The organism is Catenuloplanes sp. NPDC051500, from assembly GCF_044454585.1.
In the GTDB taxonomy this organism is placed as follows: domain Bacteria; phylum Actinomycetota; class Actinomycetes; order Mycobacteriales; family Micromonosporaceae; genus Catenuloplanes.
The window spans coordinates 44,801-57,438 of record NZ_JBITDX010000026.1 but is presented as its reverse complement, the minus strand read 5'-3'; the positions used below and the strand labels follow the sequence as shown (position 1 = coordinate 57,438).

Sequence of the window (12,638 nt, the reverse complement as noted above, 5' to 3'; positions counted from 1 at the left end):
GGTCAGGGACACGTGGTCACGTAGAGCGCGACCTTGTTGAGGTCCTCTGTGTGCTCCGGCATCTGCTTGTTCAGTTCCTGGAGGCCACGGATCAACTGGGTGCGGCCCTCCTGCGGCAGATACACGCTGTGGCTGTAGATCATGTCGCGGACCACTGTGTCGTCCGCACCCTTGAGCTGCAGGTGAAGTGCCTTGAGGATGGCGCGGCTGGCGCCGTCGTCGAGCGTGCCGAGCGTGATCGCGTCGATCGCTGCGAACCCGGCGTCCCGGTCGGCCGGCGGCTTGGTGACAAGGGCCGGGACCGCGGCGAAGAGCGTGCCGGCCTTGTCGTCGCCGCCAGCCCGGTAGGTCAGCAGCGTGTCGGCGAGGACCGGGTCCTGGTCGAGCACGTCCAGGAAGGCGGCGTGCGCGGCGAACACACCCGCGGTGGCACCGAAGTCCTTGATCTGGGGCCGTAGGTCCCGCAGCGCGGACCCGTGCGCGGCAAGCGCGGACCGGATCGCGCCGGTGTTCTCAAGCGGCGTGGTCAGGAACGACGACAGCGCGGCCGGGGCCTTGTCCAGTTCGGAGACGCGGCGGCGACCGGCATAGGCGGCCAGCAGGTCGGCGGTGATCTCCTTGGCGGGTGGCACCGTGGTCGCGCCACCGGTGCCGACCCACAGGTTGTCCAGGCTGAATCCGGTGCCGGAGCCGGCGGTCTGCTTCAGCAGCGGCACACCCTTGTAGTGCGCGACGATCCGGCTCAGCTCGGGGCTGACCTTGCCGCGCGTGATCACCAGTGGCACGCCGCCGTTGTTGGTGTGCTGGAACAGCTGCCAGTCCAGCGCGGCCAGCTCGGCCGGGGTCGGTGCATCGGAGAGCCGTTCCGAGCCGATCACCACGACGGACTGGTCGATTCGGGCCGCGGCCTCGACGATGCGGTCCAGGAACCGGGACGGCGCCCCGCCGATCACGTCAAGCGTCCGGGTCGCGTCGAACTCGTGGTAGGCGGTCGCGGCGCCGGAGTGCCGTACCGGTTGCCGGGAGACGTTCACGCCGGGCCGGTCCGCGTCCAGGTCGAGCAGGCGGGTCTCCAGGTCCATCTCGCCGCCGAGCGGTGCGATCCGGATCGGCGTGGCCGGGTCAGCGGGGAAGACCGTGGCCTGCCCGGTGCCCGGATCCACGAAGGACACGCCGAACCGGTCGTTGATCGCCAGCGTGACCTGGTCGCCGGCCTGGACCAGGGTGTGCGACCCGATGTCGGTGCCGGCGACGGCAGCGAGCAGGTCTCCGTACCCCCGCACAAGCTGTGAGTCCTTCGGGAAGTCGCGGGCGTCGAGCGGCCGGCCGAGGCGGCGCAGCACCTCGCCGTAGGCGTGGGCGGCGAGCACCGGGGGCAGGCCGACGCGCACGCCGCCCTGACCATCGAAAACAATCCGGGCCGACGGGTACGCCTCGGAGAGCACGCCGTCGAGCAGTTCCTTCGTCTGGTCCGCGTACGGGTCCGGAGCCCAGTGCCGGCGCGGCACGACCCGGATCAGCTGCGCCCGGTCGATCGGCACGATGCGCAGGTCGCGGGAGAAGCCGATCAGCCGGTTCCGGTCGACGCCGCTCAGGTCCGCGGTCGCCAGGATGTCCACCGGCAGCCCGGCCGCGTCCGCACGGGCCGCCGCGTCCGCGACGCTCAGGCCGTGCGCGCCGAGCGGGCGCTCCACCATCCGGTCCAGCGCGTAGTCCGGGTGCCCGTTGAGGAACTGGTAGAGCAGGCCGCGCGCCACCCGCTGCCCGTGCGTCCCGGCCGTGCCCGGCGCACGCACGCCGTCCTCGCCGATCCGCGTGCCGGCCGCCGCCAGGTCGTCGAACGCCTCCGTCATGCCCTTACCGAGCGTGACGTAGGTGTATCCGTCGGGCGCGACCACGTCGAACGCGGCCTGCAGCAGCGGGTCGTCGGTCAGCGCGGACATCCCGTCCCGGTGCAGGTGCAGACCGGAGTCGGTCGGGATGACGTGGTCGAGACAGATCGCGTCCATCACGCGCTGGGTCAGCGGCAGGGTCACGGCGGGCTCCCGGGTCAGCAGTTGGAGAGGGTGTGGGTCAGCAGGTCGACGAATGCGGCCCGCGCGGAACCGCCGGTGCCGCGCAGCAGGTCGCGCAGTCCGTCCAGGCGACCGACGAACGCGGCACGGTCGATCGGGTCCAGGCAGTCCGGCGGCGGTGTGCCGGGGGCGCGGGCGGTGCTGGAGACCGCCCGCACCTTGGCGAGGACCGCCCGCAGGACCGGGTCGGTGTGCGGGTCCGCGGCCGCCTGCGCCTCGGTGAGCGTCATCGCGTCGGACACTGCCTCGAAGACGTCGGTCACGGCCCGGTCGACCGCGCTCCGCGCCGCGGCCCGCAGCAGGGTGAGCGCCGACTCCGGCGTCATCCGGCCGGCCAGCACGATCTGGAACAGCAGACCGTCCATCGCGTACCGTTCGCGGCGGCCGGCGCCCGCACCGGCGAGGAAGTCATGGACGAACGACGCGGGGACCGGCCCGCCGGTGTAGGGCGGCTCGTCGTCGAGCGGACTGCGCGCTCCCGGGGCGAGGCGGTCCGGGGCGGTGGCGTCCAGGTCGAGCGCGACCCGGAGACCGGCGAGCCGCTCCCGGTCCGGGGCGGTGGCGATCAGCCGGTCCAGCGCATCGCGTACCCCCGGGTCGGTGAGTTCCGCGGCGTTCTTCCTGTGGTGTTCCGCCGCGCCTTCCCCGGCGGTGAGCAGACCGGCGAGCACCGGCGGAAGCGGCGTGCCGCGCGGTCCGGCGGGCAGCCGCGCCGCGGTCGCGAACAGGTCCGCGGTCAGCCGCGACCGCTGCGCCACCAGCGCGCGGTCGGGCCCGGTCAGTTGCCAGACCATCCGGGCGTCCGTGCCGTCGCTGTGCACCGCGGCCCGCACGACGATCGGCCGGAACCGTTCGCGGAGCACGGCGAACGCTTCGTCGGTCGCCGCGGTACCGAGCGTGGCCACCACGATCGGCACCTCGCCCCACCACTCGTGCTCGCGCAGCGCGCGGTCCAGGCCGGTCAGCGCGTCAGGTGTCCGGCCGCTCAGGTCCACTGTCAGCACCGGCCGTCGCACGCCGGCCGTCAGCGCGCCGAGGTCACCTGCCGTCCACGGGCCAATGCTGCGCGGGGCCGGCAGCGGGCGGGCAGGGAGCGGCTGCCCGGACCACAGTGGCCGCAGCACCGGTTCGGCGCCCGGGTCGAGCCGCAGGATCTCGGCCGCGGCCTGGTCCAGCAGCAGCCGGAGCGTCGTCACGTCGTCCGCCGCGGGTGTCCGCCGCTCCGCGTCCGCAAGCCGCTCAAGCGCGGTGCGCACCAACTCGGCCGCGACGGAGTGCGGGAAGCGGTCCAGCACCGCGGTGACCCGTTCGCCGGCCGTGTCGACGTGTTTGCGCAGCTCGGCGACGGAGTTCTCGGGTACGGGCACCGGCAGGGACGCGGCGGCCATCTCCACCCGCCGCACCTCGAGCTCGGCGGACGCCCCCAGGCCGCTGTAGGCCGCGGAGTTCACCTCGATCATCGCGTTCAGCACAGTGCCCGCGGTGAACGCGCCGGCGCCCAGGTCAGTGACCTTGTTGTCGAACGTCACCAGGCGCCAGTGCACGTCGATCGTCCCGGTGGCCGGGCGGGGTACCTCGATCGGGTACGCGATGTTCAGCCCGTACGCGCGGCGGAGATCGTTGAGGCCGGAGCTGAAGGACGGTACGACGAACAGCGCGGTGCGGGCCAGCTCGGGCTCCGCCGTGAGCAGCCCGGACAGGCGCGTCACCGCCTCCTCGACGCCGTCCTCGACGTCGGCCACCACGAGCGGGTGCCCCATGGCCGTGGCGGTTTGGCCGAGCTCGCCGGCCCAGGCCGGGGTGCCCGGATCCGCGCTGAGCCAGCGGACACCGCGCTCCGGCCCCAGGCCGATCCAGTCCACCGCACGCTGCGCACGCACGGCCGGGGGCACCGCCAGCTCCGCCTCGTACGCCCGGTTCGCCCGGCGGGCCAGCCGCCGGTTCCAGCCCCGGGCCTCGCGAGCGGTCAGCCGCCGTGCGCCGTACGAACGCACCTCGACCGGCACGTGTTCGACAAGCAGCGCGCCGTCCGCCAGGTCGAGCGCCGCCTCGGTGGTGAAGTCGATCGCCTGCGACTGGGTGACCCGCTCGGCGCCGCGCACGAACGCGCTGGCCGCGTACTGCTGCAGCGTGAAACCCCGGTGCGTCGGGACCAGGTGGAAGTTCCCGACCGTCCAGTCCGGAGCGCGCCGGGTCGTACGCAGCAGGTCGTCGTAGTCCGGGATGCGCGCCCGGACGCTCTCCTCGAGTCGCTGCCAGATGGTCCCCCAGTGTGCCCCGAGGAAGTCGACGGCCTCGTCCGGCAGCCGTTCCAGGAGGTCGGCGAACGCGTCGACGCGGGACAGCACCGCGATGTGCACCTTGTTGAGGTCCTGCTCGCTGACCGGCCAGGTGGCGACGCCGGCGAAGTTGTCGTAGAACAGGGCCGCGTACCCGGCGATGCGCTGCGCGGTCGCCACCGCGTCCGGCCCGCCGACCGTGGCGAGGAAGTCCGCGGCGAGCCGGTCGCCGAACGCCAGGCCGTCGGTCAGGTGGTCCCGGGTCAGGTAGCCGCGGTCCCGGTCCCGCCAGGTGTTGTCGCGGACATGCTCGAGGAAGTCGCGCATGCCGGAGAGCACCACGCCGTGCGTGAAGTGGTAGTGCGAGCCCGGCGCCTCGCCGATCGGCGGGCGGCCGACCGAGATGCGCGCGCCGATCGGGGTGAGCGAGACGTCGACGCCGGACTGGGCGAGGAACTCCTGAAGCGACATGACCGGGCCGGCACCGTCCGGGCCGGGCAGATTCCCGGTCTGCGCCGCCATCCGCCCGAACGCATCGAAGACCTGGTCCGGGTCGACCCGCTGGATCTCGTGCGGGTGCGAGCGCATGATCCCGCTGACCCGCTCGATCATCGCGGCGGTGACCTCGCGCCCGTTACCGCCCGCCGCCACCGCGGCCGCCCGGTCGATGAAGTACCTGCCGTCCGCGCCCCGGTAGACCGTCTTGGTGTCCACCTCGATCTGGAAACCGCCGTGCAGGCCCCACGCCAGCAGCCCGCCGCGCAGCACGCTCGCGTCCTGCCCCTCGTCGAGGAAGAGCATCACTGTCTCTTCGTCCTCGACCCCGGAGCCGCGGTACCCCTTGCTGACCGGCGGGTCCAGCAGCGATGCGGTGTCCGGCCGGGATTCCGGCACCGGCTCCCGCGCCGGGACCACCACGCCGTCCGGGCCGATCATGATCATCCGGGTGTACGTGTCCGCGTCGAACCCCGCCGGGGTCTCCCCCGGTGCGCCGGTCCGCGGCCGCGCACCGCGCTCGGTCAGGTTCACCCACCGAATGCCCTGGTCCGCGGTGCGGTAGGCGGCGTAGACGTGCCCGTGCGCGGCGCCGGTGCGCTCGGTCAGCACCACGGCCGTCGCGCCCGGGGTGAACCGCGGATCGTTGTCAAGCGCCGACCAGCCGCCGAACCGCTCCCAGTCCCGGCGGTCGCCGAGCCAACTGCCCGGCTCCGGTTCCTCCCGCGTCCGCGACACCCGCACCCCGCCACGGTGCAGCCGGCCGACCAGGCTATCGACCAGGGCAAGACATTCCGCCACGGTACGGTCGCCGCCGTACCTGGCCAGGCGCCGGCCGGACGCGACCACGTCCTGGAACAGCGTGGTCAGCTCCGCGGCGGTCAGCACCGGCGCGGGCACCCGCTCCGGTTGCGGCACCGCGCGGGCCGCCGCGTCCAGCCGGCCGAGCGCGACCTCGAGGCGGTCCGGGGTGAGATCACCCTCACCCAGCTCGATCACCCGGTTGTCGAACGTCACCAGCCGCCACAGGCGCCTGGCCACCGGGTTCGTGTCGCCCGGTGTCGCTGGCACCCGGGAGGACACCGTATAGATCATGTTGAGCCGGTGCGCCTGCCGGACGTCATTGAGTGCCTGGTCGAGCACCGGAACCCAGAACAGCGCGCTGCCGGCCACCTCCGGCGCGTCGTCGATCACGTCGGCCAGCACCTCCGCGGCCTCCGCGCCGGCGCCGTCCAGCACCAGCAGCTGACGTCCGTGCGCGGCCGCGGTCACACCGAGGCGTTGGACCGCGGCGGGCGGGTGCTCCTGCCGGCTCACCCAGCGCAGTTCGGTCTCCGCGACCGGGCGCAGCCAGGCCCGGGCACCTGCGGCTCGCTCCGCCGGGCCGGTGACCAGGGCCGCGTCGTACACGGCGGCGGCGCGCCGGGCCAGCTCCCCGTTCAGCTGCTCCGCCCGGCGGGCGGCGATCCGGCGGGCGACGTACGAGCGCACCTCGACCGGCACGTGCTCGATCAGCAGCGCGCCGCCGGCCAGGTCCAGCCGGGCCGCGGTGGTGTACCCGATCGCGTCCCACTGTGTGACCCGCTCGGCGTCCGCCACGAACGCGCTCTTCGCGTACTCCTCGAGCGTGTGAAGGCGCCCGTGGGTGAGCGCGTGCCGGAAGTCGTCCCGGAAGAAGAACGGCTCGTCGTGGTTCTTGACGCGGTAGCGGGCGGTGTAGTCCGGGATCCGGGCGCCGATGCTGAACTGCAGCTCGTCCCAGATGTCCGCCCAGTTCTCGCCGAAGAACTCGACCGCGTCAAGCGGCATCCGGTCCAGCAGGTCGGCGAACGCGTCGACCCGGGACAGAACCGCGATCTCCACCTTGCTCAGCCCCTCGTCGATCGGCCAGGTGGCCGCACCGGCGAAGCTGTCGTAGAACAGGGCCGCGTACCCGGCGATCAGGTTCGCGGTCTCGGTCGCCGCCGGCTCGCCCTCCAGGAACCGCTCGGCCAGCTGGTCGCCGAACCGCAGGCCGTCAGTCAGATGCTCCCGGGTCAGGTAGCCGCGGTCCATGTCCCGCCAGGTGTTGTCCCGGACGTGCTCGAGGAACTCGCGCATGCCGGAGAGCACCACGCCGTGCGTGTAGTGGTAGTGCGAGCCGGGCTCGTCGCGGACCGGCGGGCGTCCGACCGAGGCGCCCCGGCCCGCCGCGGTGAACTCCAGATCCAGGCCGGAGAAGAACTCGGTCAGCTTCATGACCGGGCCACCGCCGTACGGGCCGGGCAGCTCCTTGGTTCTCGCCGCCATCCGGCCGAACGCGTCGAAGACCGGTGCCGGGTCCGGGCGGTTCACCTCGTGCGGGTGCGACCGCATGATCTCGCTGACCCGCTCGATGATGGCGACGGTCGTGGGGAGGCCGTCGCCGCCGGCCGCCTTCGCATCCACCGGCGAGGCGTACATCAGGCCGTCCCCGCCCTGGTACATCGCCTTCGTCTCGGTCTCGATCCGGAACGTGCGCCCGGGCCCCCATGCCAGTACCTGGCGGCGAAGGGTCTGCGACGCGGTGCCCGGCGGGAGGAAGACCCGCACCGACTCCTCGTCCTCGACGCCGGACCCGCGGTAGCGCTGCTCGGCGCGGTCCAGCAGGGCCAGCGCGGTCGCGTGCGGGCCGGCGGACTCCGGCGGCGCGGCCGGGACGGTGACGGCGGTACCGTTCCGGCCGAAGATGCGGGTGCGCAACTCCACGGCGGCCGGCAGCGGGCCACCGGGCGCGATCATCTGCGCGTGCGTCCGCACCCGTTCCGCCTCACGGGTCGCGGACGGGTCCACCCACAGCACGCCGCCGGGCGTGTTCACGAGCAGGAAGGCGTGGCCGATCGCGCCGGGGCGCCCGGACAGGACGAAGGCGACGCGGCCGGGCTCCTCGCCGACGATCCGGGCGATCTCGTCGTAGCCGGTCGTGCGGGGCCAGGTGCGGGGCGGCCCCCAGCCGGCCCAGAGGCCGCCGTGCAGGTCGAGGTCGTCTCGGGAGCGGCCGTCCTGCGGGGTGAGGGCGATGCCGAACCGGCCGAACAGCTCGTCGCGGGCCACGCCGATGGCGGCCGCGCAGTAGACGTCGCCGCTGCCGGAGCCGAGCCGGGTCACGATCCGGCCGGTCAGCTCCCGCATCCCGGCGACGGAGAAGTCGGTCTCCGCGCCGGCCGGTCGCGCCGGGGCGACGCGTGCCTCAGTCTGGTCGCTGCCGACGACGCGTACCACAGCCTGGTCGCTGCCGAGCAGCGATGCCACGTCCTGCGATGTGACGGGCCGGATCGCCGCGCCGCCGTCGGTCCCCAGGTCGACCGCGAACAGCCCGCCCAGCCCGGACACCAGCCAGAGCAGGCCGGACGACCGGACCAGCGCGGCCGAGCCCGGCGCCGAGAGCAGCGACGCGGCCAGCTCACCGGCGTCCGCCGGATCCGCCGGGGCACCCCAGGCGCGCAGCACCTCGTCCGCCCGGATCGGCCGCACACCGCGCCGCAGCGCGTCCGCGTCGATGCCGTCCGGCACCCCGAAGAGCGCGATCCCGGCCGCGAACGCATACCCGGCGCCGGACATGTCCCGGTGCCCCGCCCGCACGCCAAGCGCCTGCCGGATCGCTGTGGACCTGGCGGCCAGCTCCGTCAGGCGCTCCCAGGACGGCGGCGCGCCGTCCAGGACCGCGTGCAGGGTCTCACGCGCGGCGGCCTGGTCGCGGGACAGTACACGTACCGCCGCGGGGTTCTCCTGGTTCTCCAGACCTGCCGCGTCAAGCGGCACGATCCGCGGCGAGGGCGTCAGACCCGGCCGGTACGGTCCGTGCTTGGCCAGTCCGAACGTGTCCGCGAGCGCCAGCCAGTCCCCGTGGTCGGCGGTCTCGCCGCGGAACGTGCCGAGGACCAGGCGTTCCCGGACCGGAGCGGGCAGCTCGCCCAGCGCCCGGAGCAGGCGGTCGGCCGCGCCGATCCTGGTGCGGACCCGGTCCGGTACGAAGACCACCACCTCACCGGCCGTCCGGGGTACCCGCAGCGCACCGGCCAGCGCGGCCCCGTCGACCGGCTCCGACATCGGCCCGTCGTGGAAGAACACGCCGCCGGGCACCGCAATGAACCGACCGTCAGCACAGATCAGACGGAAGTCCCCGGCGCTCGCCACGACACGCTCCTCCCCCGGCGCCGCCGGGTCCCGGAGCGCTGATCACCACTTGACGTCGCTCCTCCCGGCACGGTTCACCGCGAACCGGGAAATACCTCGGCAGCCGGCCGGATCAGCGGTTGGCCAGGATGTAGGTGAGGGTCCCGATCACCGAGGCCAAGGCGAGTACCCAGCCGCCGGTGTCGAGGCGGCCGAGGAACAGCGGCCGGAACCCGTGCGGATCCCGGGCGCCGATCAACCGGGTCTCGTCCATGACGACGAACGAGTAACCTGCACGGCCTCACCCGGACTGCAAGCCGTCCAGGATGACCTCGATCAGATGCGTTCGGGCCTGCTGGGTCGGGGTGACCTGGGCGGCCCGGCCGGCAGCGATCATCAAGGCGATCAGGTCGTCGAAGGAGATGTCCTGACGAACGGTTCCGGCGGCCTGAGCGCGCTGGAGCAGCGCGCCGACGGCTGAGCTCAGCCGCGCGCTGAGTTCGGGATCGGCGTCGAGGTGCAGGTCCTCCAGCGCGTCGGCCAGGATCAGCTTCTCGATCGAGGTGCTTGCCACTTCGATGAAGAACTCACGGAACCAGGTCGGTGCGGCATCGCCCGTCCCGGCGAGTTCGGCACGCGCCGCCAGGTGTTCCAGGCGCTGTTCGTACACCGCCTTCAGCAGGGCGCCCTTGGTCGGAAAGTGCCGGAAGACGGTGCCGATGCCGAGCCCGGCCCGGCGGGCGATCTCCTCGGTCGAGGCGCTCACCCCGTGTTCGACGAAAATCGCGTCGGCGGCCTGGAGCACGGCGGACCGGTTGCGCGCTGCATCAGCTCGAGGGGACACGAGCACCTTCCTTGACAAACGGAGTAGCCACTCCGTAACGTCTTCTACCGGAGTGATCACTCCGATTCTAGCCCATGGAGGTCATCATGCCCCACGCCAAGTCCCGTGAGCCCCGTGACGTGATCGAGTTCCTGCTGGAGAGCCTGGCCGGAAAGGACCTGGTCGCAGTGGCGGATCTGTACGCCGAAGACGCGTTTGTGCGCCAGCCGTTCGCCAAGCCCGAGATCGTACTGACCGGCCGGTCCCAGATCGAGCAGTTCCTCGGGGGTCTGCGCCAAGCTCCGATCACCCTGTCACCGCGCGACATCCAGGTGCACCAGACCGCCGATCCGGAGGTCGTCGTGGGGGAATGGGAAAACGACATGACCCGCACGACCGACGGCGCCACCGCGTCCATGCACAACATCGCGGTGTTCTGTGTCCGCGACGGGCGGGTCGTCTGGTCGCGCGACTACCACGACCACGCCGTCATAGCCGGGCTCCTGTCCTGACCCGCCGCCCACATTGAGGTGACCGGCGGGCCGGCTGTCATTTCGGCTGTCCACTCGAGAGTGCTCAGCTCTGGCACGTGCCCTGCCGGCCACCGCCGGTGGCGCAACCGGGTCATGACGATCCCGAACGGATCACGGTCGCCGGTACAGATCGTGGTAGGCGACGGCGTGGTCGTGGCCCTCGTCCACGAAGGCGTCGTTGAGGGCCTGGGCGATGATGTTGTGGTCGTGCCGGTCCGGGCAGGTGCCGCCGCGGACATGGTCGCGGAGCTGGTGGAGGTCGCCGGTTCCGCCGAGGGCGAGGTAACGGTTCCACAGCTCGGTGTCGCTGAGCCGTAGTTGTCGTAGCCCGTCGGCGAGGCTGAGCTGTGGGGTCGCGGTCATCGGCGTGGTTCCGCGGTGGTGAGTTCGCCGGTTTCGGTGAGCGCGACGGCGACGTCCCTGAGTTTGCGGTTGGTGGTCTGTGAGGCGGCGATCAGCAGGTCGAACGCCTGCTCGGCGGTGATCTTGTAGCGGTTCATGAGAATGCCCTTGGCTTGTCCGATGATCTCCCGGGAGTCCAGGGCGACGAGCAGGTTCGTCTTCTCGATGGTCGCGGCGGCGGCGACCGCGGCGTGTGCGGCGAGGAGCTGCCCGGTGTGGACGGATTCGTCGCTGAAGGTGTCCGCGGCGGTGGCGTAGATGTTCAGCGCGCCGATGATGTCGGTGTCGGTGTAGAGCTGGTAGGACAGCATGGACCGGACGCCGAAGGTGACGGCGACCTCGGCGAACCGGGGCCATCGTGGGTCGGTGGTCAGGTCGTCGACCTGCACGATCGGTTCGCGCTGCAACGATGCGGTCAGGCACGGTCCTTCGCCGATGAGGTACTGCTGTTCGTCGACGAGGCGGACCAGCTCGCCGGTCGCGACGGGAGTGCAGACCGACTTATGGGACAGCACGGTGATCCCGGCGTGTTCGGCGCCGTCGACCTGCGAGATCGCGGCTTGTACGACCCGTTCCCACAGGGCTTCGAGGTCGGGCTGTGCGCTGAGCTGACGGGCGAGGCCGGCCAGCAGATCGGCATCGGGACGGGGCACGATAACGAGCTCCTGGGTCAGCGGGCGGCTGTGAAAGGCATCGCTTCCAGCTTCGGGCTGAGGGCGGCCGGCGGCTACCTCGCATCGCGTACAGCGGATGCGCGGAAAACGAACATCACAGGGCTCCGGCGCGGCGCAGGGTGACGTGCGGGTGTTCGCCGTAGGCCGCGCGATAGTCGGCGGCGAAGCGACTCAAATCCGCATAGCCCCAGCGCATCGCGACGGCGGTGACCGTGGTTCCTTCGCCGGGTTGAGCCGCTTGCAGGTCGGTCCGGGCGAGATCGAGGCGGACGCGGCGCAGGTAGCGCAGCGGGGTGGTGTCCAGGTGCCGGCGGAACGCCAACTGGAGAGCACGGACCGAGACGTAGCCGGCACGGGCGATGTCCGCGACGCTGACGTCCAGATCCGGGTTGGCCTCAATGAACGCGACGGCGCGCCGCACCGACTCAGGTGTGGCGTCACGACGGGTGCCGGCGGTCTCGGACGGTGCGGTGTCGTAGCCGTGCAGCGCGATGGTGGCGAGCAGTCGCTGCGCGCTGCCGACGACGAGCGGGTTGGCGACCGCTTCGGCGTTGCCGAGCACCGTCTGCGTGACGAAGTCGACGGTCCGGTGCCATGACCGGGCCTTGTCCGCGGCCATCGGTTCCAGTCGCAGGCGGCTCATCGGATCGAAGGTCTCCTCGCCGGTGACGGCCGCGAACAACTCTCGGTCGAGCCCGACGGTGACGAGGGAAGACCCGGCGAGCCGGGTGCGACAGCCGACCGAGGGCGGTATGGCGAAGAAGACATCACCGGTTCCGTAGTGCCGGGTGACCCCGCCTACCTCGATCTCGGTGGTCGATCGCGTGATGCGGTTGATCCACAGCGTCTCCACCGGGTGCAGGTCCATGTCGATGGTGAGCGTGTTGGACAGTTCGTCGATCGCCACGCGGCCCAGGTTCCAGCGGCTGTGCCGCAGGTGGAAATCAGTCGGGTCGCCACTGACCTGCAGATGGCTGTCGGTGTAGGCGTCGCGCAGGAGAGCATGCGCCAGTTCGGGATCGGTCGTGGTGACTGTGTTTTTCACAGGCGGGGGCATCGCGCTCTCCTCGACCTCCCATCGGGACGGATGTTGCGCACCGACATCCCACCGTACGCACCCTGATACCCGGCAAACGACTGTCCGGCCGGCCACGACTTGCCACCGAAGCCGGTCGGCTACACGATCGGAGGAGCCCCGGGACCGCTACGGCGGCCGGTGAGCC

8 protein-coding genes are annotated in these 12,638 nt (G+C 72.1%); 1 reads left to right on the top strand and 7 read right to left on the bottom strand.

Features of this window, described 5'->3' with window-relative positions:
• Window positions 1-2 precede the first annotated feature (2 nt).
• From ACIA8K_RS35455 to ACIA8K_RS35440, 4 genes are all read right to left on the bottom strand, one after another.
• On the bottom strand, window positions 3-2,036 hold the full coding sequence (locus ACIA8K_RS35455) for a hypothetical protein (protein ID WP_396067454.1): 2,034 nt from the start codon (window positions 2,034-2,036) through the stop codon (window positions 3-5).
• A gap of 14 nt (window positions 2,037-2,050) precedes the next feature.
• Complete coding sequence (locus ACIA8K_RS35450) at window positions 2,051-9,004, bottom strand: hypothetical protein (RefSeq protein WP_396067451.1); 6,954 nt, start codon at window positions 9,002-9,004, stop codon at window positions 2,051-2,053.
• A 112-nt stretch (window positions 9,005-9,116) separates the two neighbouring features.
• Window positions 9,117-9,257 carry a hypothetical protein gene (locus ACIA8K_RS35445; RefSeq protein WP_396067448.1) on the bottom strand — a complete coding sequence of 47 codons (141 nt, stop codon included), beginning with the start codon at window positions 9,255-9,257 and terminating at the stop codon, window positions 9,117-9,119.
• Window positions 9,258-9,284: 27 nt separating this feature from the next.
• On the bottom strand, window positions 9,285-9,788 hold the full coding sequence (locus ACIA8K_RS35440; RefSeq protein WP_396067445.1) for a TetR/AcrR family transcriptional regulator: 504 nt from the start codon (window positions 9,786-9,788) through the stop codon (window positions 9,285-9,287).
• A gap of 113 nt (window positions 9,789-9,901) precedes the next feature.
• Between ACIA8K_RS35440 and ACIA8K_RS35435 the strand changes: the two genes are divergently transcribed.
• On the top strand, window positions 9,902-10,318 hold the full coding sequence (locus ACIA8K_RS35435) for a nuclear transport factor 2 family protein (RefSeq protein WP_396067442.1): 417 nt from the start codon (window positions 9,902-9,904) through the stop codon (window positions 10,316-10,318).
• A 132-nt stretch (window positions 10,319-10,450) separates the two neighbouring features.
• Here ACIA8K_RS35435 and ACIA8K_RS35430 read toward each other — a convergent pair whose 3' ends face one another.
• The 3 genes from ACIA8K_RS35430 to ACIA8K_RS35420 form a co-directional block, all read right to left on the bottom strand.
• On the bottom strand, window positions 10,451-10,702 hold the full coding sequence (locus ACIA8K_RS35430; protein ID WP_396067439.1) for a hypothetical protein: 252 nt from the start codon (window positions 10,700-10,702) through the stop codon (window positions 10,451-10,453).
• A complete protein-coding gene (locus ACIA8K_RS35425) occupies window positions 10,699-11,394 on the bottom strand; it encodes a GAF and ANTAR domain-containing protein (RefSeq protein ID WP_396067436.1) in 696 nt (231 codons plus the stop codon). Before ACIA8K_RS35425 ends, ACIA8K_RS35430 begins: the two co-directional genes overlap by 4 nt.
• Before the next feature lie 115 nt (window positions 11,395-11,509).
• The gene (locus ACIA8K_RS35420; RefSeq protein ID WP_396067433.1) at window positions 11,510-12,568 is read right to left on the bottom strand and encodes a helix-turn-helix transcriptional regulator; all 1,059 of its coding nucleotides are present in this window, start codon (window positions 12,566-12,568) and stop codon (window positions 11,510-11,512) included.
• Window positions 12,569-12,638 lie beyond the last annotated feature (70 nt).